At 71.7% G+C, this 22,795-nt stretch carries 24 protein-coding genes; 17 read left to right on the forward strand and 7 right to left on the reverse strand.

Annotated elements, in window-relative coordinates; genetic code table 11:
• Positions 1-2: 2 nt before the first annotated feature.
• Both G412_RS0116140 and G412_RS0116145 read left to right on the forward strand, forming a co-directional pair.
• A complete protein-coding gene (locus G412_RS0116140) occupies positions 3-1,994 on the forward strand; it encodes an LpqB family beta-propeller domain-containing protein (RefSeq protein ID WP_028812990.1) in 1,992 nt (663 codons plus the stop codon).
• Positions 1,991-2,926: a S66 peptidase family protein gene (locus G412_RS0116145; RefSeq protein WP_028812991.1), complete on the forward strand. Its 936-nt coding sequence runs from the start codon at positions 1,991-1,993 to the stop codon at positions 2,924-2,926. The genes G412_RS0116140 and G412_RS0116145 overlap by 4 nt, the downstream gene beginning before the upstream one ends.
• Positions 2,927-2,941: 15 nt before the next feature.
• On the opposite strand, the gene G412_RS0116150 is transcribed toward G412_RS0116145, so the two are convergent.
• On the reverse strand, positions 2,942-3,442 hold the full coding sequence (locus G412_RS0116150; RefSeq protein WP_028812992.1) for a DinB family protein: 501 nt from the start codon (positions 3,440-3,442) through the stop codon (positions 2,942-2,944).
• 194 nt (positions 3,443-3,636) lie between these two features.
• Between G412_RS0116150 and G412_RS0116155 the strand changes: the two genes are divergently transcribed.
• The 3 genes from G412_RS0116155 (at position 3,637) to G412_RS0116165 (ending at position 8,302) form a co-directional block, all read left to right on the forward strand.
• Positions 3,637-5,445, forward strand: coding sequence for an alpha/beta fold hydrolase (locus G412_RS0116155; protein ID WP_051338393.1), 1,809 nt, complete (start codon positions 3,637-3,639; stop codon positions 5,443-5,445).
• 116 nt (positions 5,446-5,561) lie between these two features.
• On the forward strand, positions 5,562-6,104 hold the full coding sequence (locus G412_RS0116160; protein ID WP_028812994.1) for a GNAT family N-acetyltransferase: 543 nt from the start codon (positions 5,562-5,564) through the stop codon (positions 6,102-6,104).
• A gap of 221 nt (positions 6,105-6,325) precedes the next feature.
• Positions 6,326-8,302 carry a DUF5107 domain-containing protein gene (locus G412_RS0116165; RefSeq protein WP_028812995.1) on the forward strand — a complete coding sequence of 659 codons (1,977 nt, stop codon included), beginning with the start codon at positions 6,326-6,328 and terminating at the stop codon, positions 8,300-8,302.
• Positions 8,303-8,354: 52 nt separating this feature from the next.
• Here the strand turns inward: G412_RS0116165 and G412_RS0116170 are convergent, their stop codons facing one another.
• The gene (locus tag G412_RS0116170; RefSeq protein ID WP_028812996.1) at positions 8,355-8,708 is read right to left on the reverse strand and encodes a VOC family protein; all 354 of its coding nucleotides are present in this window, start codon (positions 8,706-8,708) and stop codon (positions 8,355-8,357) included.
• A 425-nt stretch (positions 8,709-9,133) separates the two neighbouring features.
• Complete coding sequence (locus tag G412_RS0116175; protein WP_028812997.1) at positions 9,134-9,943, reverse strand: methyltransferase domain-containing protein; 810 nt, start codon at positions 9,941-9,943, stop codon at positions 9,134-9,136.
• A 272-nt stretch (positions 9,944-10,215) separates the two neighbouring features.
• Between G412_RS0116175 and G412_RS0116180 the strand changes: the two genes are divergently transcribed.
• Together G412_RS0116180 and G412_RS0116185 are read left to right on the forward strand one after the other, a co-directional pair.
• Complete coding sequence (locus tag G412_RS0116180) at positions 10,216-11,568, forward strand: NAD(P)/FAD-dependent oxidoreductase (protein ID WP_208857889.1); 1,353 nt, start codon at positions 10,216-10,218, stop codon at positions 11,566-11,568.
• Between the two features lie 27 nt (positions 11,569-11,595).
• A complete protein-coding gene (locus G412_RS0116185; protein ID WP_028812999.1) occupies positions 11,596-13,458 on the forward strand; it encodes a transketolase in 1,863 nt (620 codons plus the stop codon).
• Positions 13,459-13,816: 358 nt separating this feature from the next.
• Here G412_RS0116185 and G412_RS0116195 read toward each other — a convergent pair whose 3' ends face one another.
• A complete protein-coding gene (locus tag G412_RS0116195; protein WP_028813000.1) occupies positions 13,817-14,599 on the reverse strand; it encodes an MBL fold metallo-hydrolase in 783 nt (260 codons plus the stop codon).
• Between the two features lie 114 nt (positions 14,600-14,713).
• On the opposite strand from G412_RS0116195, the gene G412_RS0116200 reads away from it, so the two are divergent.
• The 9 genes from G412_RS0116200 (at position 14,714) to G412_RS0116245 (ending at position 19,183) form a co-directional block, all read left to right on the forward strand.
• Positions 14,714-15,307: a CGNR zinc finger domain-containing protein gene (locus G412_RS0116200; protein ID WP_028813001.1), complete on the forward strand. Its 594-nt coding sequence runs from the start codon at positions 14,714-14,716 to the stop codon at positions 15,305-15,307.
• 344 nt (positions 15,308-15,651) lie between these two features.
• Entirely contained in the window at positions 15,652-16,026 is a 375-nt protein-coding gene (locus G412_RS34715) for a gas vesicle protein GvpO (RefSeq protein ID WP_028813002.1), read from the forward strand.
• Positions 16,027-16,062: 36 nt separating this feature from the next.
• Entirely contained in the window at positions 16,063-16,494 is a 432-nt protein-coding gene (locus G412_RS0116215) for a gas vesicle structural protein GvpA (protein ID WP_028813003.1), read from the forward strand.
• On the forward strand, positions 16,491-17,207 hold the full coding sequence (locus tag G412_RS0116220) for a GvpL/GvpF family gas vesicle protein (RefSeq protein ID WP_028813004.1): 717 nt from the start codon (positions 16,491-16,493) through the stop codon (positions 17,205-17,207). Before G412_RS0116215 ends, G412_RS0116220 begins: the two co-directional genes overlap by 4 nt.
• Before the next feature lie 7 nt (positions 17,208-17,214).
• Positions 17,215-17,451 (forward strand): gas vesicle protein GvpG, encoded by a 237-nt coding sequence (locus G412_RS0116225; RefSeq protein ID WP_028813005.1) that lies wholly within the window; start codon positions 17,215-17,217, stop codon positions 17,449-17,451.
• 67 nt (positions 17,452-17,518) lie between these two features.
• Entirely contained in the window at positions 17,519-17,857 is a 339-nt protein-coding gene (locus tag G412_RS0116230; RefSeq protein ID WP_028813006.1) for a gas vesicle protein, read from the forward strand.
• On the forward strand, positions 17,854-18,672 hold the full coding sequence (locus tag G412_RS0116235; protein WP_028813007.1) for a GvpL/GvpF family gas vesicle protein: 819 nt from the start codon (positions 17,854-17,856) through the stop codon (positions 18,670-18,672). Before G412_RS0116230 ends, G412_RS0116235 begins: the two co-directional genes overlap by 4 nt.
• On the forward strand, positions 18,669-18,887 hold the full coding sequence (locus G412_RS0116240) for a gas vesicle protein (RefSeq protein WP_028813008.1): 219 nt from the start codon (positions 18,669-18,671) through the stop codon (positions 18,885-18,887). The genes G412_RS0116235 and G412_RS0116240 overlap by 4 nt, the downstream gene beginning before the upstream one ends.
• Positions 18,884-19,183 (forward strand): gas vesicle protein K, encoded by a 300-nt coding sequence (locus G412_RS0116245; RefSeq protein WP_028813009.1) that lies wholly within the window; start codon positions 18,884-18,886, stop codon positions 19,181-19,183. The genes G412_RS0116240 and G412_RS0116245 overlap by 4 nt, the downstream gene beginning before the upstream one ends.
• A gap of 74 nt (positions 19,184-19,257) precedes the next feature.
• Here the strand turns inward: G412_RS0116245 and G412_RS0116250 are convergent, their stop codons facing one another.
• Entirely contained in the window at positions 19,258-19,428 is a 171-nt protein-coding gene (locus G412_RS0116250; RefSeq protein ID WP_028813010.1) for a hypothetical protein, read from the reverse strand.
• 68 nt (positions 19,429-19,496) lie between these two features.
• Between G412_RS0116250 and G412_RS34720 the strand changes: the two genes are divergently transcribed.
• On the forward strand, positions 19,497-20,438 hold the full coding sequence (locus tag G412_RS34720; RefSeq protein WP_244283026.1) for a cation diffusion facilitator family transporter: 942 nt from the start codon (positions 19,497-19,499) through the stop codon (positions 20,436-20,438).
• On the opposite strand, the gene G412_RS0116260 is transcribed toward G412_RS34720, so the two are convergent.
• Together G412_RS0116260 and G412_RS0116265 are read right to left on the reverse strand one after the other, a co-directional pair.
• Positions 20,410-21,930 carry a bifunctional phosphatase PAP2/diacylglycerol kinase family protein gene (locus tag G412_RS0116260; protein ID WP_078607032.1) on the reverse strand — a complete coding sequence of 507 codons (1,521 nt, stop codon included), beginning with the start codon at positions 21,928-21,930 and terminating at the stop codon, positions 20,410-20,412. The genes G412_RS34720 and G412_RS0116260 overlap by 29 nt on opposite strands.
• An 80-nt stretch (positions 21,931-22,010) precedes the next feature.
• The gene (locus G412_RS0116265; RefSeq protein ID WP_028813012.1) at positions 22,011-22,772 is read right to left on the reverse strand and encodes a baeRF2 domain-containing protein; all 762 of its coding nucleotides are present in this window, start codon (positions 22,770-22,772) and stop codon (positions 22,011-22,013) included.
• Positions 22,773-22,795: the final 23 nt, after the last annotated feature.

A 22,795-nucleotide genomic window follows, 5' to 3' on the forward strand; every position in this document is an offset into this window, starting at 1 on the left:
GCATGGTGCCCACAGGGACGTACGGAAGCTGGCCGTCGCCGATCGGCGCCGAGCTCGCCGCCTCGCACGACGGGCACCCCGAGTACGTCGGCGTGATAGGCGACGAGGTGTGGTGGACGGCTCCCCGTCCCACCGAGGGCGGCCGGCGCGCGCTGGTGCGCCGGCGGGCGGACGGCGGCGAGGAATCGGTTCTGCCCGCCCCCTGGAACGTACGCAGCAGGGTCATCGAGTACGGCGGACAGCCCTGGGCCGGGGCACAGCGGGCGGTGGGCGGGCCGCTCGTCGTCTTCGTCCACTTCCCCGACCAGCGGCTCTACGCGTACGAACCCGACGCGCCCGGCGCCGCGCCCCGCCCGCTCACCCCCGTGTCGGCGGTCGGCGGCGGGCTGCGCTGGGCCGACCCGCAGCTCCGCATGGACCGGGGCGCGGCGGGTGAGGTGTGGTGCGTACTGGAGGAGTTCACGGGCGAAGGGCCCACCGACGTACGGCGTGTCATCGCGGCCGTACCGCTCGACGGATCGGCCGCCGGCGACCGGGCCGCCGTAACCGAACTCTCCGACGGCGCGCACCGCTTCGTCACCGGGCCGCGCGTGTCCCCGGACGGGCGCCGCGTCGCCTGGATCGCCTGGGACCATCCGCGGATGCCCTGGGACGGCACGGAGGTGATTCTGGCGGACGTCGCCGATGACGGCACCTTCCAGGAACCGCGGCGCCTGCTCGGCGGGCCCGACGAGTCGGTCGCCCAGGTCGACTGGACCGCCGACGGGCAGCTCCTCTTCTCCAGCGACCGCACCGGATGGTGGAACCTCTACCGCGCGGACACGCACGGGGAGACGGTGGCGCTCTGCTCCCGTGACGAGGAGTTCGGCGGGCCGCTGTGGAAGACCGGCCTGCGCTGGTTCCACCCGCTGGACAACGGCCTTGTCGCCGTCATCCACGGCAGCGGCTCCACCACGCTGGGCATCCTCGATCCGGCCAGCTGCGAAGTCGTCGACTCCGCGGGGCCCTGGACCGAATGGGCCCCCACCCTCGCCGTGCACGGCAGCCGGGTCGTCGGCGTCGCCGCGAGCCCGCGCAGCGCGTACGAGGTCATGGAACTCGACACCCGCACCGGGCGCACGCGGGTCATCGGCTCCGCGCACGACGACCCGGTCGACCCGTCCTTCTACCCCGAGCCGCAGATCCGCGTCTTCACCGGGCCCGACGGCCGTGAGACGCACGCCCACATCTACCCGCCGCACAATCCGGGCCGCGTCGCGCCCGCCGACGAACTGCCGCCGTACGTCGTGTGGGCGCACGGCGGGCCGACACAACGTGCACCGCTCGTACTCGACCTGGAAATCGCCTACTTCACCTCGCGCGGCATCGGGGTGGCCGAGGTCAACTACGGCGGATCGACGGGGTACGGGCGTGAGTACCGCAACCGGCTGCGCGAACAGTGGGGCGTCGTGGACGTCGAGGACTGCGCCGCCGTCGCCGTAGCCCTCGCCGAGGAGGGCACCGCGGATCGGCGAAGGCTTGCGATCCGCGGCGGCAGCGCGGGCGGCTGGACGGCGGCCGCCTCGCTGGCCGCCACGGATGTGTACGCCTGCGGCACCGTCATCTACCCGATCCTGGACCTGGCGGCCTGGGCGACGGGCGAGACCCACGACTTCGAATCCCGCTACCTGGAGAGCCTCGTCGGGCCGCTCCCCGCCTACGCCGACCGCTACCGCGACCGTTCGCCCGCCCACCGGGCGGACCGGATCACCGCGCCCTTCCTGCTGCTCCAGGGGCTCGACGACGTGATCTGCCCGCCCGTGCAGTGCGAGCGGTTCCTGGAGCGCATGGCGGGGCGCGGCGTCCCGCACGCGTACATCGCCTTCGAGGGGGAGGGGCACGGCTTCCGCAGGGCCGAGACCATGGCCCGCGCGCTGGAGGCCGAACTCTCCCTGTACGTGCAGGCCTTCGGCATCGACCGGGGCGACGTACCACCTCTGGAGTTCGCCACATGACCCTTGCGCCGCTGACCCGGCCCGCGCGGCTGAGGCAGGGCGCGCGGGTCGCCGTCGTGGCGCCCGGCGGGCCCGTCCCCGGGGAACGGCTGGAGACGGGACTGGACATCCTGCGGGGCTGGGGCCTCGATCCGGTGGTGGGACGCCATGTGCTGGACGTGCACCGGGACTTGGGCTATCTCGCCGGTGCGGACCAGCGGCGGGTCCGGGACCTGGAGGAGGCCTGGTGCGACCCGTCGGTGGACGCGGTGATCTGCGCGCGGGGCGGTTACGGCGTCCAGCGCATCGTGGACCTGCTCGACTGGGCGGCGATGCGCGCGGCCGGGCCCAAGGTCTTCGTCGGGTACAGCGACATCACGGCGCTGCACGAAGCGTTCGCCGTACGGCTGGGGCTGGCCACCCTGCACGGTCCGATGGCCGCCACGACGTCCTTCCTCAAGGACGCCCGCACCCGGGAATCGCTGCGGGCCACGCTGTTCGAGCCGGAGTCGGTCATGACGCTGGGGCTGGAGACAGCGGGCGTACTGGTCCCCGGCCGGGCGCGCGGCGTCACGCTCGGCGGCTGCGTCAGCCTGCTCGCCGCCGGCCTCGGCACCCCGGACGCGCGCGCCGGCGCGCGCGGCGGGCTGCTGCTTATTGAGGACACCGGCGAGGAGGCGTACCGCCTAGACCGGATCCTCACGCAACTGTCGCGCTCCGGCTGGCTGGACGGTGTGGCGGGCGTCGCCCTCGGCTCGTGGGAGGACTGCGGCCCGTACGCGGAGGAGGTACGGACGCTGCTGTACGACCGGCTGGGTCCCCTGGGGGTGCCGGTCGTCGAGGAGCTGGGCTTCGGGCACTGCGCGACCGCCCTGACCATGCCGCTGGGTGTGCCCGCCGTACTCGACACGGACACCCGCACCCTCACCCTCGACGTGCCCGCGCTGCGCTGAGGCGACCGGCGGGGCTCAGGCGCCGGGGTGGTCTCCCGTCGCCCCGTCGATGAGCTCCCGCAGGATGTCCATGTGGCCCGCGTGCCGCACGGTGTCCTCCAGCATGTGGATGAGCACCCAGCGCATCGACACGGTGTTGCCCGACCACGAAGTGCCCAGCGTGTCCAGGTCGAGCTCGGCCACGGCCCGGTCGGCCGCTGCCCGCGCGCGCCCGTAGAACTCCACGATGTCCGAGGTCGACTCGCCGTCGGCCACCACTATGTCCTCGCCCTTGAACGGATCGAACCAGAGCGGCTCGCTCTCACGCCCGAACGTGGTGCAGAACCATCCGTATTCCACGCTCGCCAGGTGCTTCACCAGGCCGAGCAGGCTCGTCCCCGACGGGGTCATGGGCCGGCGCAGCCGCTCGTCGTCGAGCCCGTCCAGCTTCCACAGCACGGCATCACGGTGCCGGTCCAGGCTGACCTGGAGGCTTTCCTTCTCGCCGCCTGTGAACGGAACATTTCTCCTCGTCATGCCCGGAACGTAACAGCCGGGTCTGACAACGCCTTCCGCGCTCCGCCGTCCGGCCCAGCCGCCGCCCTCTTCACTGACTCTCCATCAATCATCCGCGCGGCAGCCATTGACAGTGGTAAGACACGTGTCACAGCATGACCGGCGCCGATAATTACTGGTCGGTAAGGTGTCGTGTCCTCAGTGTGGAGGTCCCTATGTCCCGTCGCCGTCGCCGTCGCCGTCGCCGCCACCCCGTCTCCGCGTTCCGCAGACCGATCGTGTTCGCCGCCGGCGCCGCACTCGCCGCGCCCCTCGCCCTCGCCGCTTCCGGACCGGCGGGCGCGAGCACCGGATTCACCGTCACCCCACTGAAGTTCACCGTGCAGGCGGGCGACAGGAAGTGTGTCGTCGACGCCGACCTCTACCGTCCCGCCGGGGCCGACAAGGCCCGTCCCGCGCCCGCCGTCCTCACCACCAACGGCTTCGGCGGCAGCAAGGCCGACGGCTCCACCGACGTCATCGCCAAGGCCTTCGCCACCCGCGGTTACGTCGCCCTCGCCTACTCCGGCCTCGGCTTCGGCAAGTCCGGCTGCCCCATCTCGCTCAACGACCCGGAGATCGACGGCCGGGCGGCGTCGGGCCTCATCGACTTCCTCGGCGGCACACGGGCCGCCGACGACGGCACCCGCGCCGACTACGTCGTCAAGGACGGCGCCGGCGACCCGCGTCTCGGGATGATCGGCGGCTCTTACGGTGGCACGATCCAGCTGGCCACGGCGGCGAACGACCGCCGCCTGGACGCCCTCGTGCCCCTCATCACCTGGAACGACCTCGCCTACTCCCTCGACCCGAACAACGCGAACGACCCGGCCACCCCCGGCGCGTACAAGTACCAGTGGACGTCCGGTTTCTTCCTCATGGGCGAGGCGCAGGGACTGCTCAACCCCGGCCTCGACCCGTCCCGGACCGGTGGCGGCGGCTGTCTGCACTTCGTCACCAAGGCCTGCGAGACCACCCGGCTCCTGGCCTCCGGCCGCTACCCCGCCGACCGCACCGCCGAGATGCTGGCGTACGCGCGCAGCGTCTCCCCGGCCTCGTACCTCCACAGGGTCAAGGCGCCGACCCTGATCATCCAGGGCCAGGCCGACACCCTCTTCAACCTCAACGAGGCCGAGGCGACGTACAAGACCCTCAAGGCGCAGGGCACCGAGACCCGCATGATCTGGCAGTCCTGGGGCCACAGCGGCGGTCTCACCGACCCCGCCGAAGGTGAACTCAACCTCGGACAGGGCAATCTGGACACCAGTTACGTCGGCAAGCGCATCCTCGCCTGGTTCGACCGCTACCTGCACGGCAAGAAGGGCACCGACACCGGCCCCGCCTTCGCGTACTACCGCGACTGGCAGAGCGGTTACGGTACGGCCGCCGCGCCGCCCGCGCTCTCGCGGAAGGTCTACCTCTCCGGCGACGGCAAGCTCGTCGACAACCGCTCCAAGGTCGTGCGCGGCGCCCGCGAATACCGCAACCGCCTGTTTCCCACCAGCCACTCCGAGAACTCGCTGTCCGGCCTGACCGGCCTGCCCGACCGCGAGCCGGGCGACGCCCCCGGCACCTACCTGGGCTGGTCCACCGGGCCGCTCAAGGCCCCCGTGGACGTGGTCGGCGCGCCGAAGGCGACGCTCAAGGTCGTCTCCCCGCGGACCGAGCGCGTACAGAACTCCACAGACGCCGCCGACAAGCTCGTCCTCTTCGCCAAGCTGTACGACGTCGCCCCCGACGGCGAGAAGACCCTCGTCCAGCGCCTGGTCGCGCCGGTCCGGGTGCCCGACGTGCGCCGCCCCTTCACGGTCTCGCTGCCCGGCATCGTGCACCGGTACGCGGCGGGACACCGCCTGGAGTTCGTCGTCGCGGCGAGCGACGACGCGTACTACGGCAACCGCGGCATCAAGCCGGTCACCATCACCAGCGCCCCCGAGGACACCGGCGTGCTGGAGCTCCCGGTGGTCAGGGGCTCGCTCGGCTGAGCCGCACCGGGGGCCGGGCAGGCAGCGCGTATCACCTGTACGGCCCCCTCCACCGCCCTTTCGGCGCGCTGTGCGGCGGTGGCTGCTTCAGGGGCGGGCGGAAGTAGCCTGGCCGGATGTCCGAGAGCGCTGTCTACCTCGCCGAGGGCCCGCGGGTGGCCCTGCGGCACTTCAGCCATGCCGACGCCGACGAGTTCACCGCGCGGGCGCGCGAGAGTAGAACCCTGCACCACCCGTGGCTCTTCCCACCGGAACAGCCCGCGGCGTACGCCTCCTACGCGGGTCTGCTCATCGACGACCCGACGAGGGCGGGCTACCTGGTGTGCGAGCGCTCCGACGGCCGCATCGCGGGTTTCATCAACATCAACAACATCGTCGGGGGCGGCTTCCTGTGCGGCGCCCTGGGCTACGGGGCGTTCGCGCACGCGGCGGGCCGCGGCCTGATGAGCGAGGGCCTGGGCCTGGTCATGGACCAGGCCTTCGGTCCCCTCGGCCTGCACAGACTGGAGGCCAACATCCAGCCCGCGAACAAGGCGTCCATCGCGCTCGTGCGCAGGGCCGGGTTCCGGCTGGAGGGATACTCGCCCGACTTCATCTACGTCAACGGCGCCTGGCGCGACCACGAGCGATGGGCGATTACCACGGAGATGCGGCACTGAACCCCGGCGGTCACCCCCCACCCCAATAAAGCCGTGCCCCGACCCCACCGCCACCGAAACCGGGGAGCCGCCCGGACCCGGTCCCGCGCGTCAGCGTGTGCCACGACGTGTGCCGCGTGGCCGGATCCGAGCAGGACACCCTGGTCACAGAGGCGTCCGGCATGTTCCGATGGTCGCCGGGCGCCGGTGGACGGCGGCCCGTGTGAGGGAGTGAGGCTGCCTTGGCCACCACCGTGAGACGTGCCGTACTGACCCTGCCCGCCGCCCCTTTGGGGCCGGAGAACCCGCTTCCGGGCCTGCGGCCACTCGACGAGCAGCACGTTGTCGACGAGCGCTCGCGGGATAGGCTCCCGCGCGACATGGCCCGGCAGGTCGGATACGAGCCGCTGCGCACCCTCCTGCCCGTCCGCGTCCTGGACGGGTACGGACGCGAGCGCCGGGAGACGGACTTCGACGCGATCGTCATCGAGAACGACCGGCTGCGCGCGACCGTGCTGCCGGGGCTCGGCGGGCGCGTGCATTCACTGCTCCACAAGCCGTCAGGACGCGAACTCCTCTACCGCAACCCGGTCTTCCAGCCCGCCGACTTCGCGCTCAACGGCGCCTGGTTCTCCGGCGGACTGGAGTGGAACATCGGCGCCACCGGACACACGACGCTGTCCTGCGCCCCGCTGCACGCCGCGATCGTCCCCGCCCCCGACGGCGGCGACATGGTCAGGCTCTGGGAATGGGAACGGCTGCGCGACCTGCCCTTCCAGGTGGACCTGTGGCTGCCGGCCGACTCCGACTTCCTGTACGCCGGCGTACGGATACGCAACCCGCACGAGCGGACCGTCCCCACCTACTGGTGGTCCAACATCGCGGTCCCGGAGGACGAGGGGACCAGGGTCCTCGCCCCGGCGGACGAGGCCTGGCACTTCGGGTACGAGCGCAGCCTGCGGCGCGTACCGGTACCGGATTCCCACGGCGACGGAGTCGACCGTACGTACCCGCTGCGCGGCGAACACCCCGCCGACTACTTCTACGAAGTGCCCCGCGAGGCCCGCAAGTGGATCGCCTCACTCGACGCCGGCGGGCAGGGCCTCGTCCAGACCTCCACCGACGAGCTGCGCGGACGCAAGCTGTTCCTGTGGGGCGCGGGACGGGGCGGGCGGCGCTGGCAGCAGTGGCTGACCGAGCCGGGGACACCGGGTTACGCCGAGATCCAGGCCGGCCTCGCCCGTACCCAACTGGAGCACGTACCGCTGGAGGCCGGGGCCGAGTTCAGCTGGCTGGAGGCGTACGGGCCGCTGGCCGCCGACCCCGGCGCCGTGCACGGCGCGGACTGGCCCGCGGCGCGCGCGGAGGCCGAGGCGCGCCTGGAGGAGGCGCTGCCACGGGCAGGGGTGGAGTCGGCGTACGAGGCGTGGCGGCCGTACGCCGACCACGAGCCGGGGGAGTCCCTGGCCACCGGCTCCGGGTGGGGCGCCCTCGAAGTCCTGCGCGCCGGAGTCAAACTGCCGGGCACGCCCTTCGGTGAGGCGACGCTCGGCGAACCGCAGGAGCCCTGGCTGGAGTTGCTGCGCACCGGAACGTTTCCGTCGTCGGACGAGGTGGCGCCGCCCGGCCCGTCCCTGGTCGCGCCGCACTGGCGGGACATGCTGGAGACGGCGCCGGCCGAGCCCCTCACCGAGTACCACCTGGGTGTTGCCCAGTGGCACGCGGGTGATGTGGCGCAGGCGGTGCGGAGCTGGGAGCGGGGCCTTAAAGTCACCCGGTCGCGCTGGCCGTTGCTGCGCTGCCTCGCCGTCGCCGACCGGGACGCGGGCAACGCGGGGCGCGCCGCCGATCATTACGCCGAGGCGTTCGAAGACCTGTGCCGCGAGCGGGGCGAGGGTGAGGCGTGGGCGGCGGCGACGGCCGCGCTGGGGCGCGAGGCGATCGCCGCGCTGCTCGCGGCGGGGCGGCCGGACGCGGCGCGCGGAGTCTGGCAGGGGCTGCCGCCCGCCCTGCGCGCGAGCGGCCGCTTCCGGCTCGCCGACGCGCAACTCCTGGCCGCCGAGGGCGACAAGGAGGGCGCGCGGGCGGTCTTCGACGCCGGGTTCGAGGTGCCGGACCTGCGCGAGGGCGCGGAGATTCTCGGCGAAGTGTGGGCGGCCGTCAGCGACGAGCCGTTGCCCGACGCGTACGACTACCGGATGCGGCCGGCGGCGGATTAGGGCCGGCTCAGGCCGCCGGGCGCCGGTCGACGTACTCGAAGTTAGGCCCGGCTCAGGCCGCCGGGCGCCGGTCGACGTACTCGAAGACCGAGCCGTCGGGGTGCGCGGCGATCAGGTTGCGGCCGACTGGGGTCGGGACAGGGCCCGCGATGATGCGGGCCCCCGCCCCGGTCAGGGCCGCGCTGGCCTCGTCGACGTCCTTGACGGCGATGGTCGCCGACACCTTGCGCAGCACTTCGAGTTCGGACTCGGGGCCGCTCATCAGGAGGAAGCAGCCGACCGCGGCGACGGATACGCCGCCGCGCTCGAAGCGCAGCGCGCGGGTCCCGGTGAGGCGTTCGTAGAAGGCGACCGGGGCCTCCAGGTCGTCGACGCAGATGCGCAGCGTGGTTCCGAGGATCTCCATGGGGGTCAGCGTAGTTGGTCATGTGCCGGGCCGATGGGGGTACGCCAAGGGTCCCTGCCGGAGGCTTTCCCCACCCCGCCCCTTCCCGAACCGGGGCGCTGCCCCGGACCCCGGACGCCCTACGGGCGTGTCCTCAAACGCCGGACGGGCTGGATATTCCCGGCTGAGCGCGGCTCGATGAGCCGCGCTCAGCGAAAATCGGTCACCCGACGGCATCCCCCGTAAGTCTCGGCGCCTTCCAGGACGCGTGGGCGTCACCGCCGTCTCCTCTGGCACCCCCGTCTCCTCTGGCACCTCCAGCGCCATTCGCACTTCCAGCGCCACGGGCACGCCCACCCCCTCCGCCGCTTGAGGAGCGGGGTGTGGGGCAGCGCCGCTCACGCGGCGGAGCCGCAAACGGGCGCGACGCAGTCGGTGCAAGCGCCTCACGCGCGGCACAGCACTTCCCCGTGCGGCACCATGAACCACGCGTCCTCCCGGCCGCCCCACTCCCGCCACGCCCCGGCGATCGCCGACAGGTCGTCCCGCGTCGCGTGGCCGCCGGCCACCGCCAGTTCGGCGTACACGGACGCTGTCGTGCGGTCCGCCCACAGGCCGCTCCACCACGTCCGCTCCTCCGGCGTGGCGAAACACCACGTCGCCGCCGACGCCCGCACGTCGGTGAAGCCGGCCCGGCGCGCCCAGGACAGGAGCCTGCGGCCCGCGTCCGGTTCGCCGCCGTTCGCGCGGGCCACCCGGCCGTACAACTGCTGCCAGTCGTCCATCAGCGGCACCTCCGGGAACCACGTCATGGCGGCGTAGTCACTGTCGCGCGCCGCGACGACGCCACCCGGACGGCACACGCGGCGCATCTCCCGCAGCGCCCGCACCGGATCGCCGACGTGCTGGAGTACCTGATGCGCGTGGACGACGTCGAAGGAGTCGTCGGGAAAGTCGAGCGCGTGGACATCGGCCACCGCGAACTCCACGTTGTCCAAACCGCGTTCCGCCGCGACCTCACGCGCCCGCCCGAGCACGTCCCGCTCCGCGTCGACCGCCGTCACCCGGCCGGGGGCGACGAGTGCGGCCAGGTCAGCGGTGATGGTGCCGGGGCCGCAGCCCACGTCCAGGACGCCGAGCCCCGGCCGCAGTTCGCCCAGGAGGTACGCCGCGGAATTGGCGGCGGTACGCCAACTGTGCGAGCGCAGCACCGACTCGTGGTGTCCGTGGGTGTAGACGGCTGTCTCCTCCGGCATGGCCGTACTCCTTCTCCGTAATGCGTCCGAGCGGGTGGAAGCGGTACGCCGTACGGTACGCCGCCATGCCGGGATCTGAGACGGCAATCCCGGCATGCGAGACGCGCATGTGTGCTCGGTCATGAGGAGCGGTGCCTCGCGGGTGAGCGGTTGCTGTACGGCGGGTAATCCGGCGCGTAAGCCGGGAAACTCGCGTCACCCCGTGTTTGGCCCTGGGGGACAGGGGCACCGGGAAGGTCCACCGCAACCGCCCCGCCTACGAGGTGAACGCAGTGACCCGTAACCGTCCCCGCATCGTCATCGTCGGAGCGGGTTTCGCCGGCCACCAGGCCGCGAAGACCCTCTCCCGGCAGCTCAGGGACAACGCCGAGATCGTCCTCCTCAACCCCACCGACTACTTCCTCTACCTCCCCCTCCTGCCACAGGTCGCCGCCGGCATCCTCGAACCGCGCCGCGTCACGGTCTCGCTGCCCGCGACGCTTCCGCGGGTACGGCTGGTCCTCGGCGAGGCGGACCACATCGACCTGGCGGCCCGGCGCGTGCACTACACCGGGCCCGAGGACGACAAGGGTGAGCTGGAGTACGACCGCCTCGTGCTCGCCGTCGGCAGCGTCAACAAACTGCTGCCGGTCCCCGGCGTCGCCGAGCACGCCCATGGGTTCCGCGGCCTGCCCGAGGCCCTCTACCTGCGCGACCACGTGACCCGCCAGATCGAACTGGCCGCCGCCACCGGCGACCCGGACGAGTGCGCCGCGCGCTGCACCTTCGTCGTCGTCGGCGCCGGCTACACCGGGACCGAGGTCGCGGCCCAGGGCCAGATGTTCACCGACGCCCTCGTGCGCAAGCAGCGCGCCTGGCGGCACGCCGGGCACAAGCCGCGCTGGCTGCTCCTCGACATCGCGCCGCGCGTCCTGCCCGAGCTGGACCGGCGCCTGTCACGGACGGCCGACAAGGTACTGCGCGGGCGCGGAGTCGACGTACGGACGGGGACGTCCGTCAAGGAGGCCACCCGCGCGGGGGTGCTGCTCGACGACGGGGAGTTCGTCGACACGCGGACTCTGGTCTGGTGTGTCGGCGTACGTCCCGATCCGCTGGTCTCGGAGGTCGGCCTGCCCGTCGAACGGGGGCGGCTGCTCGTCGAGCCGACACTCGAAGTGCCCGGCCATCCGGAGGTCTTCGCCTGCGGCGACGCGGCGGCCGTGCCCGACCTCACCAGGCCGGGGGAGTTCACGCCGATGACCGCGCAGCACGCCGCCCGGCAGGGAAAGGTGGCTGGCCGCAATGTCGCCGCCTCCCTCGGACACGGGGAGCGGCAGCAGTACAGGCACAACGATCTGGGGTTCGTCGTGGACCTCGGCGGGGTCAAGGCCGCCGCCAACCCGCTCGGCGTGCCCCTGTCCGGCCCGGTCGCGGGCGCGGTCACGCGCGGCTACCACCTCGCCGCCATGCCCGGCAACCGGGTGCGGGTCGCCGCCGACTGGATGCTCGACGCCGTACTGCCGCGCCAGGCCGTGCAGCTCGGACTCGTACGGTCCTGGTCCGTCCCGCTCGACACGGCGTCACCGGAACTGGCCAGGGTCCCCGGAGCGCGCGGCCGGGCGGAGCAGAGTGAACCCGACCGATGACCACAAGGAGTGACCACAGGGAGTGACATGGACAGCGAACAGCTCATCCAGCTCGGGCAGCAGCTCAGGGTGGACGCGGTACGGGCCGCCGACGCCGCGCAGTCGGGCCATCCGACGTCGTCGATGTCGGCGGCGGACCTGGCGGCCGTACTCCTCGGCGGGCACCTGCGCTACGACTTCGGCCGGCCCGACCATCCCGGCAACGACCGGCTGATCCTCTCGAAGGGCCACGCCTCCCCGCTGCTGTACGCCATGTACCGGGCGGCCGGCGCCATCGACGACGAGGAACTCCTCACCTACCGGCGGCGCGGCAGCCGCCTCGAAGGGCACCCCACGCCCAGGCTGCCCTGGGTGGACGTGGCGACGGGCTCGCTCGGGCAGGGCCTGCCGGTCGGCGTCGGAGTGGCGCTCGCGGGAAAGCGGCTGGATCGGGTCCCGTACCGCGTGTGGGTGCTCAGCGGCGACAGCGAGATGGCCGAGGGATCGGTGTGGGAGGCCGTCGAGCACGCCGCCCACGAGCACCTCGACAACCTCACCCTGGTCATCGACGTCAACCGGCTCGGGCAACGCGGTCCCACCCGCCACGAGTGGGACCTGGGGGCCTACAGCCGCCGGCTGCACGCTTTCGGCTGGCACACCATCGAGGTCGACGGCCACGACGTCGAGGCCATCAACACCGCCTTCAACGAGGCGCGTTCGACAACGGGCCGGCCCACCGCGGTCATCGCGCGCACCCGCAAGGGGCGCGGTGTCGCCGCCGTGGAGGACAAGGAAGGCATGCACGGCAAGCCGCTGAAGGACGCCGGGAGCGCGATCGAGGAGCTCGGCGGCCCCCGGTTCGTCCACGTGGAGGTGGAGAAGCCGGCCGCGGCGCGCAGCTCCGGCCTGCGCGCCGCCCGTAACGGCAAGCTGAAGCTGCCGGGCTACGAGAAGGGCGACGAGGTCGCCACCCGCAACGCCTACGGCGAGGCGCTCGCCGCGCTCGGGTCCGCGCGCGGCGACATCGTGGCCCTCGACGGCGAGGTGAGCGACTCGACCCGGTCGCAGTTCTTCGCCAAGGAGCACCCGGACCGGTTCTTCGAGTGCTACATCGCCGAACAGCAACTGGTCGCGGCGGCGGTCGGGATGCAGACACGCGGTTACGTCCCGTACGCCTCGACCTTCGCCGCGTTCCTGACCCGCGCGCACGACTTCGTACGCATGGCGGCGGTCAGCAGGGCCGGCATCAACCTGGCCGGGTCGCACGCCGGAGTCGCCATCGGTGAGGACGGCCCCTCCCAGATGGGACTCGAAGACCTCGCGCTGTTCCGCGCCGTACACGGCAGCACCGTCCTGTACCCCTGCGACGCCAACCAGACCGCCAAGCTTGTCGCCGCGATGGCGGAGGGCGACGCGCAGAGCCGCGGCGTACGCTACCTGCGCACCAGCAGGGGCGCCACGCCCGTCATCTACGGGCCCGACGAGGAGTTCCCCGTCGGCGGAAGCAAGCTGCTGCGCGCGAGCGACGACGACCAACTGACCCTGCTGGCAGCGGGCGTTACGGTGCATGAGGCGCTGCGTGCCGCGGACCTGCTGGCGCAGGGCGGTGTGCCGGTGAGGGTCGTCGACCTGTACTCGGTCAAGCCGGTCGACGAGCGCGCCGTGCAGGAGGCGGCGGAACGCACCGGCTGCCTGGTGACGGTGGAGGACCACCATCCGCAGGGCGGCCTCGGCGACGCGGTCGCCGAGGTGTTCTCCGACGGACGGCCCGTGCCGCGACTGGTCCGCCTGGCCGTGGGCAACATGCCCGGCTCGGCCACGGAGCAGGAACAACTGAGCGCCTCGGGGATCGACGCCGACTCGATCGCGGCCGCCGTGAAGCTGCTTGCGGAGAAGGTGATCGTACGGTGAGAGCGCGGCGGGGAGTGGGTGGCGGGATGCCCTGAACATCCCGCCACCCTCCCCGCGCCGTGCGGGCCCGCCACGAGCGGGCCCGCTGTGAGACCTTCTGTCCGGCGGGGTGGTGATCCGCTCTGGTGAGGTGTCACCGCTTGCGGACGGTGGCGATGATGACGGGCAGCAGGGCGGCGACGGTGGTGCCCGCGGCGAGCCCGAGGCCGTTGAGCACTTGGGAGGCGAACAGCACGGTCAGGACGCGCTCTTGCGTGCGGGCGTTCGCCAGGCCGGCGTCGGATGCGGCTCTGTGGCCTGTGGGGGGTACCCGGCGAACCGGGTACCCCCCACAGGAAGGGAAGCGGGCTGGTTTGGCTCAGCTCAGCTGCAGGCGGTCGGCCAGACCAGCGGCGGTGAAGGCGGCCTCCAGTTCCTCGCGGCCCTCGGTGAAGTGCGACCAGCTGTCGAAGTGGACGGGCACCACGCGGCGGGCGCCGAGGATCTGGGCGGCCTCGGCGGCCTGGGCGCTGTCCAGGACGATCAGTCCGCCGTCGAAGATTTCGGCGAAGCGGGGCGCGCCGGCGAAGAGGATCGCGGTGTCGATGGGGGCGAAGCGTTCGGCGATCTCCCTGACGGCGTCGAGGGACGCGTTGTCGCCGCTGACGTAGACCGTGGGCAGGTCCTCGCCGGTCAGGACGAAGCCGACGACCTGTCCGGAGACCGGTTCGACCTCTTCGCGGGTGCCGGGCCCGTGGATGGCGGGGACGGCGGTCACCGTGAGCGTGCCGCCGCCGGGGCGGTCCAGCTCGATGGACTCCCAGTCGGCCAGCCCCTTGGCCTTCTGGCCGAGGCGCTCGCCGCCGCCGGTGGTGGTGAGGGTGAGCGGGATGTCGGCGAGCAGAGCGCGGCCGGCGTTGTCGAGGTTGTCGTCGTGCTCGTCGTGGGAGAGCAGGACGACGTCGACAGGGCCGAGGTCGGCGGGGGTGCCGGTGGAGGGGGCGGTCTTGGTCAGGGCCGGGGCGCCGGGGGGCGCCGGGTAGGAGCACGGGGCGTCGAAGGTCGGGTCGGTCAGAAAGCGCAGCCCGCCGTACTCGAACAGGGCCGTGGGGCCGCCGAAGACGCGGACGGGGAACTGCGTGGTCGCAGGGGAAGCAGACACCAAAACCTCACGGATAGATTTGCTTGAACCGTGATGCGACTATAAGCAGGCATCACGGATGTGGGCAAGTTCAACCGTGAGTCATGGTTGCGGGCAAGTCGTACCATGAGAGGTATGGAAGAGAGCCTCATCACCGAGTCCGGGCTGCCGCCGGCGCCGGGGGCCGAGCGGCATCCCTCGCTCGCCCTGGTCAACAGCGCCATCGCGCTACCGGGCGGGCACTATGTCGACCAGCTCGGCACGCCTGCCGGAGCCGACCAGTGGCTGACGCAGCAAGGCCTCACCCCGGTCGACGCGGGCATGCTCGACATGTGCGCCGCGCAACTGCGCTCCCTGCGGGAGCAGGTCCGGGCACTGTTCGCGTCCCGTGTCGCGGGGCTCCCCGCCCTGCCCGCCGCCGTCACCGCGATCAACGACACCCTGACCCGCGTTCCCACCGCCCCGCTGCTGGCCTGGGACGACAAGAGCGGCCCCTACCGCGCCATGCCCCACCCCACCTCGGAGCTCGTCGACCACGCCTTGGCGGCGCTCGCCGCCGATGCCGCCGACCTCCTCACCGGCCCCGAAGCCGGGCGCCTCACCGCCTGCGCCTCCGCGCCCTGCAACCGCTACCTGCTCCGCCACGGCCGCCGCCACTGGTGCTCCACCCGCTGCGGCGACCGCGCCCGCGCCGCCCGCGCCTACGCCCGCCGCACCGGACGTGCGTGACGCCTCAGCCAGACCGGGGCCGGGCTTCGGGGTGAAACGGATACGCGCATAACTGCGGTTCGGTCGGCCGGATCCCGGCCGCCACCTTGTAGAGCCAGTCCAGGGCGTAGTGGTTGAAGCTGGTCATCGCCCCCGCGTACACGCGCTCCCGGACCAGCTCGACGAGCCGCTCTCCCGCGGCCGCTTCGCCAGTACAAGGAACTCGCCGCCCGCAGCTCGTCGTTGACGGGCCCCGGCCGCCTGCGCTGAGCGGACCCGTCACGCGGTCTTGCGGTTTCGAACGACGTTCAGGCGTCGCGGAGTTTGGACCCGGCGTCACGGGTTACCCGATGTCGGAGGCTGCAATGGCAAATACATCTGGTACATCCGGAAAGTCAGATACGTCCGAGGAATCCGAGAACGAGCCGAAAGACAACCAGAGTTCACCGAGCAAGACACAGAGCAGCAAGACGGAAAGTCTGCCGGGCCCGATGGATGTGCTGCGCGGAGCGCGGGCACAACTGGCGGAGCTCACCGGCATGGAGGCCGAATCGGTCTCGTCCTTCGAACGCATGGAGGACGACGGCTGGATGTTGCGGATCGAGGTGCTCGAACTGGCCCGGGTCCCCGACACGATGAGCCTTCTCGCGTCGTACGAAGTCACCCTCGACGCCTACGGGGCGCTCACCGGCTACCGGCGCGTCCGCCGCTACGAGCGCGGCAGGGCAGACCGTTCATAAACACCCAGACTCCCACACTAAGGAGGGCCGGTCGGCATGACCGTAGTCCCGGCACAGCAAGGTGGAGGCGGCGGCGGTACCAGCGGCCTCTACGACGTCCTGGAGCTCGTCCTCGACCGGGGGCTCGTCATCGACGCATTCGTGCGCGTCTCCCTGGTCGGCATCGAGATCCTCAAGATCGACATCCGGGTCGTGGTGGCGAGCGTCGACACGTACCTGCGCTTCGCGGAGGCCTGTAACCGCCTCGACCTCGAAACCGGCGCCAACAAGAGCCCCGGCCTCCCCGAAATCGTCGGCGAGGTCACCGAGTCCGGCGCCAAGGGCAAGTCCAAGGGGGCGCTGTCCGGCGCCGCCGAGACCATCTCCGACGCGTTCCAGCAGGTCCGCGGCGGCGGTGACGAGCAGTCCGAGTCCAAGCCGCGCGCCCGGCGCAGCACCACGTCCCGCCGGAAGGAGGAGCAGGAGTGAGTACGTACGTCTACGGCATCGCACGCGGCGACCACCCCGAACTGCCCCAGCCCACGAACGGGGTCGGTGACCCGCCGATGCCCGTACGCGCCCTCAGGACCGGCGAGCTGACCGCCCTGGTGAGCGACGCGCCCCAGGACCTGCGGCCCAAGCGGCGCGATCTGCTGGCGCACCAGACCGTGCTCGCGGAGGCCGGCGCCGTGGGCGCCGTGCTGCCGATGCGCTTCGGGAGCCTGTCGACCGACGACGAGTCGGTACGCACGGTGCTCGCCGAACGCGAGAAGCACTACCTGGAGCGGCTCGACGCACTCGACAAGAAGGTCGAGTACAACGTGAAGGCCTCGCACGACGAGGAGGCCGTCCTGCACCAGGTACTCGCGGACGACGCCGAACTGCGGGCGCTCAACGAAGCCAACCGCGCAGCCGGCGGCGGCACGTACGAGCAGAAGCTGCGGCTCGGTGAACGTGTCGTGGCGGCGGTGCAGCAGCGCGAGAAGCGCGACGGCGAACTGGTGCGCCAGGCCCTGGAGGGGGCGGCGGAAGCCGTCAGTCCGGGGCCCGAGAGCAGCGGCTGGCTGGCGAACGTCTCCTTCCTCGTCGACCGCGACCACACAGCGGACTTCGTGGAGGCGGTGGACGCGCTGCGCAAGGAGCACCCCCACCTCGTACTCCAGGTCAACGGCCCGCTGCCGCCCTACAGCTTCGTGGAGTGACGCGACGATGGGTCTCCTGGGAGAGCTGCTTCTCCTGCCGCTGGCCCCTGTCCGCGGCACCTCATGGGTGCTGCGGCAGGTGGTCACGGAGGCAGAACGGCAGTACTACGACCCGTCGGCCATCCAGCGCGAACTCGCCGCACTGGAACGGCAATTGCAGGCCGGAGAGATCGACGAGGCCGAATTCGACCGCCGCGAGGACGAACTCCTGGACCGGCTGGAGAAGAGGAACCCGACGCCATGAACGACAAGCCGGCCAATGACCCCGCACAGGGCGTCCTCACCGCGGAAAGCGGAATCCGGGGCCGCCGATGACGACGCCGAACAGACTTCCCGACCCGTACGCCGCCAATGGAAGCGCGAATCTCGCCGACATTCTTGAGCGGGTACTGGACAAGGGTGTCGTCATCGCGGGAGACATCAAGATCAATCTCCTCGACATCGAACTTCTCACCATCAAGCTGCGCCTCGTCGTCGCTTCTGTCGACAAGGCGAAGGAAATGGGCATCGACTGGTGGGAGGACGACCCGTCTCTCTCCACCGGCGCCCGTCGCCGTGAACTCGCCGAGGAGAACGAGCGGTTGCAGCGGCGCATCGCCGACCTGGAGGCGGCGCCCGCACTCGCAGAGCGCAAGGACGACGAGGCATGAACGAACTGCGCTACGTGTACGCGGTCACCCGGCCCTTCGACGGCGTCCTCCCCCAGGGTGTGTGCGGCCTCGACGGTGAGCCGCCCCGGCTGCTGCACCACGGCGACCTCGTCGCCGTGGTCAGCCCGGTACCTGCCGAGGACTTCGCCGAGGCGCCGCTCAAGGCGCACCTGGAGAACCTCGACTGGCTCACCGCCACGGCCCGCGTCCACGAGGCCGTCATCGGCGCCATGACCACCGTCACCTGCCCCGTGCCGCTGCGTCTGGCCACGGTGTGCCTGGACGACAGCGGCGTACGCAGGCTGCTCGACGCGGGCCACGACCGGTTCGTACAGACACTGGAGCGGCTGGACGGACGGGTCGAGTGGGGCGTCAAGGTGTATGCCGATCCCGAACCGGACCCGAGCTCTCAGCCCGCTCCGTCCGGGGCGCCGCAGGCGGCGCCGGCCGCCGCCCCGGCGTCCGGCCGTGACTACCTGCGCCGGCGCCTCAGCATGCGCCAGGCGCGCGAGAGCGTCTGGGAGCGCGCCGACGCCCTGTCGCGCACGCTCCACGCGGAACTCTCGCAGCGCGCACAGGCCGCCGCCCTGCACCGCCCGCAGGACTCCCGGCTTTCCGAGGCGCGGGGACAGAACGTCCTGAACGCGGCGTACCTGGTGCCACGGGAGCACAGCGAGGAGTTCGTGGCGCAGGTCCGCCGGCTCGCGCCGGAGGAACAGGGCGTACGGGTGGAACTCACCGGCCCCTGGGCCCCGTACTCCTTCGCGGGGCAGGCAGGGCAGGCAGGGCAGGAAGAGGCAGGGGCGGCCCGATGACGGCGCAGCCGGTCACCGGAACGGGCCCCCTCGCCCAGCGCCAGCTTGCCCTCGTGGACCTGCTGGACCGGCTGCTGGCCGGCGGAGTCGTGATCACGGGCGACCTGACCCTGCGTATCGCCGACGTCGATCTCGTACGGGTCGACCTCAACGCCCTCATCAGCTCCGTCAACGTCAACGTGCCGTCCCCGTTCGAGGAGGAGGAGTCCCTGTGACCACCGAAACCACCGAAGGGCGCCGCCGTGTCGAGCTCGACGCCGACACCGTCGAACGCGACCTCGTCAAGCTCGTCCTGACGGTCGTGGAGCTGCTGCGCCAGCTGATGGAACGCCAGGCGCTGCGCCGTGTGGAGACCGGGGATCTCAGCGAGGAGCAGGAGGAGCGGATCGGTATGACACTGATGCTCCTGGAGGACCGGATGGACGTCCTGCGCACCCGGTTCGGTCTCGAACCCGAGGACCTCAATATTGACCTGGGCCCCCTGGGACCGCTGCTGCCCAAAGGCGAATAGAGCGAAAGCAAATAATAAGCAAATAAGAAAGGGGCGGCGGCCCGAAGGCCGCCGCCCCACTTATCTCGACTTCTCTACCACCGGTACCAACGCGACCTGCCTCCCGACGCCGAAGTGCTTCGCATCAGGAACCCGAGGAGCCAGATGACAAGGACCGCGATGGCGACGTACCAGAGCACCTTCACCGCGAAACCGGCACCGAAGAGAATAAGTGCGAGAAGAAGAACCAGAAGAATAGGAACCATTGTGTGCACCTCCTGAGCTCCGAGTGCCCGGAATTTGTCCTCGTACACTGCACACACTGAGAGCTGATGTGACCGGAAAATCCGACCGCAAGACCCGGAACACCGTGCTTGTGGCACTCGCCGCCAACCTCGTCATCGCCGTCGCCAAGACAGTCGGCGGACTCATATCGGGATCACCCGCCCTGCTCTCCGAGGCCGCGCACTCCGTCGCGGACAGCGTCAACGAAGTCTTCCTGCTCGCCGCCCTGCGCCGCAGCCGCCGTCCGGCCGACCGGAAACACCCCTTCGGATACGGCAAGGAGCGCTACTTCTGGTCCCTGCTCGCCGCCGTCGGCATCTTCCTCATGGGCGGCTGCTTCTCCTTCTTCCAGGGCTTCGAAGCCCTCAGCGGGACCGGCGGCAATGAGTCGCACACCGGTTACGTCGCCGGGCTCGCCGTCCTCGGCGTCGCCCTGCTCGCCGAGGGCGCGTCCCTGGTCCGAGCCCTCTACCAGGCGCGGCGCCAGCCGGGCTCCGGTCTCGGCAAGGACCCCGCCCTGCGCACGGTCGTCGCGGAGGACGGCACAGCGGTGGTCGGAGTGCTCCTCGCCGCCGCCGGCATGGGACTCCACATGGTGACCGGGGACGCGGTCTACGAGGCCGTCGCGTCGTTCTCCATCGGCCTGCTCCTCGGGTACGTCGCCTACCTGCTCGGCCGGGACGCCCGTGCCCAGCTCATCGGGGAGGCCGCCGACGCCGAACTGCGCGCGGACATCCGCGCACTCATCGAGGCCCAGCCGGAGATCGACAACGTCGCGGAGCTGCTGACCATGCAGCTCGGGCTCGACTCGCTGCTGGTGGCGGCCCGTGTCGATCTGATGCCGGGGATGGACAGCGAGGAGGTGGAACTCGTCTGCGTGCGCATCAAGCGGGCTGTGAAAAAGACCTGGCCGCATGCCGACCAGGTCTTTCTCGATGTCACGGAGGCCCCGTCCGAAGCCGTTACAGAGGTAGCGGACGGTATACGGTGAGCGCCTCGTCGGCCTTGTCGATGACGAACTCCCGTGGAGCCTCGGCCACTTCACCGTCGTAGGCGAGCAGCGTGCCCGGCGCCAGGCCCGAGATCCACACCCGGCGCAGCCGCTGGGCGGCGTGCACGGGAGAGCGGCTCAGCGGCCCGGCGAGCGCCGCGGCCAGCAGCCGCAGGCCGGGCAGCCGCCCGCCGTGCACCACGCGTACGTCGAGCAGCCCGTCGGCCAGGTTGTGCCGCCGGCCGGGGGTCGGGCCGAAGCGCTGGTACATGCCGTTGCCGGCGAACAGCATCCACAACTTGCGGTGGCGGCCCTTGTGCTGCCCGATGTTCGCCTCCAGCGGCCGCTCGGCGCGCAGCACTTCGGCCGCCGCCAGCACGCCGGCGGGCCAGCCGCCGATGCGCGGGGCCCAGTGTTCCCTGATGCGTACGAGTTCGGGGTAGACGCCCAGGCTGAAGGTGTTGAGGAAATAGCCCGGCTCCCCGCCCGGCCCCGGCCCTGGCGTGAACCGGCCCAGGTCCACCTTGACCGCGTCACCGGACGCCAGGGCCCGGCAGGTGTCGTCGACTTCCTCGATGCCCAGGTCGTACGCGAAGTGATTGAGCGTGCCGCCGGGGAACACGGCGAGCGGTACCCGATGACGGGCGGCGACGACCGCGGCCTGGTTCACCGTGCCGTCCCCGCCGCAGATTCCGAGCGCCCGGCCCTGCTGCGCGGCCTTCTCCAGCTCGGCCGACAGCTCGTCGGGCTCGCACTCGACGACCTCGGCGCGCGGCAGGGCGTCCCGCACCATCGCCGCCTTCGCGGCCGAGGAACCGGACCGCTTGTTGGCGACGACGATCAGGCCCTGCCCGCCGGGCAGAGAAGGCGCTTCGGTGTACGGCCTCCCCGGCGCGGGGATCTGCGCCCGCGTGGGTACGAGCCCGCGCACTGCGAACGCCGCTCCGACGCCCAGCGCCACGCCGGCCAGTACATCGCTCGGATAGTGCGCGCCCGTATAAATGCGGGAGAAGGCCACCGACGCGGCGACCGGCGCCACGACCGCACCCCACCCCTTGGACTCCAGCGCGACACCGGTGGCGAAGGCGGCGGCGGACGCCGAGTGGCCGGAGGGGAAGGAGGTCGTGATCGGCTGGCGCTTGAGCTGCCGGATCAGCGGCACCGCGTCCAGGACGGGCCGCACCCGGCGTACCGAACGCTTCCCCACGGTATTGACGGCCAGCGAGGCCAGTGCCAGCGAGGCGACCCCGCGCAGGGCGGCCCGGCGGGCGCGGGTGCTGTCGCCGACGGCCGCTATCCCGGCGGCCGTACCGAACCACAGCAGACCGTGGTTCGCCCCATGGCTGAGTCGCGGCAGGACGCGGTCGGCGCCCGGCCAGTGATGGGTGGCCACGCCATGGAAGAGCGCCCGGTCACGGGCGCTCAGCCAGGCGGCGATCCGCCCCGGCGCCCGGGGCGGGACATGCGTGCGTGCTGAATACGCAGAAGACATGGCACGCGAGTACCCGGCGCGAAGCCTTCCGAATCAACGCCACGCCCGCCGACCCCTCCGGCACGGCTATGCCCCCGCTGTTACGTCCCGTCCGGCCACGCCCACCGCAGCAGCGCGCCGAGGCCGCCCGCGGGTCCGGCGACCGGGGCGGTGCCGTCGGCCGGCGGGACCCGGATCGCCTCGGCGCCGGTCATGGCCGCCGAGCGCAGCAGGGCGTCGTCGGCGCGGGCGGTGTGCGGCTCGCCGTCGCTCAGGTAGCGCGCGTCCGTGCGGCGTACCGCCAACTGGTGGGGTTCGTCGCCCACCCACACCTCACGGCCGGCGTCCGGCCCGTCGGGGTCCACCAGCAGTTCCGAGATCCGGTGTTCACGCGCCGCGTCCACGAGCGCCGGCACCCCTTCGGCCGCGATGACGATGCCGCCGTCCGCCGACGGGTCGCGTGCCGCCCGGAAGCGCTCCAGCTCGGCGGCGGCCCGCCGGCGCGCGTGCTCCTGCCTGGCCCGTTCCACGTCCTCGTCCAGCAGCCGGGAGTCCGCCCCGGCCGACCGGCCGCCGTGGTCCGTCTCGACGGTCAGCGGCTGAAGCCGCAGCGGAAGAGCGTCGTATACGGCGCGACGCTCGCGCTCGTCGCCCGCCAGGACCACCAGACCCGCCCGGCTCTCCTCCAACTCGAAATCGGCGCCCTTGCGGTCGACGTACGCCAGCAGGCACACCGGCTCCTCACCCGCGAGAGCGAGCTCGCGCTGTTCCGGTGTGGCCTCGTCGACGGTCGACGTAGCGGCGTATACGGAAGCCCACGGGCCGGGACGTTCGTACAGTGGGGTGAGGAATGAGAGGTCCATTTCTCCCTCCGGGATGTCTGGCA

This window comes from Streptomyces flavidovirens DSM 40150 (assembly GCF_000429085.1).
Taxonomy (GTDB): domain Bacteria; phylum Actinomycetota; class Actinomycetes; order Streptomycetales; family Streptomycetaceae; genus Streptomyces; species Streptomyces flavidovirens.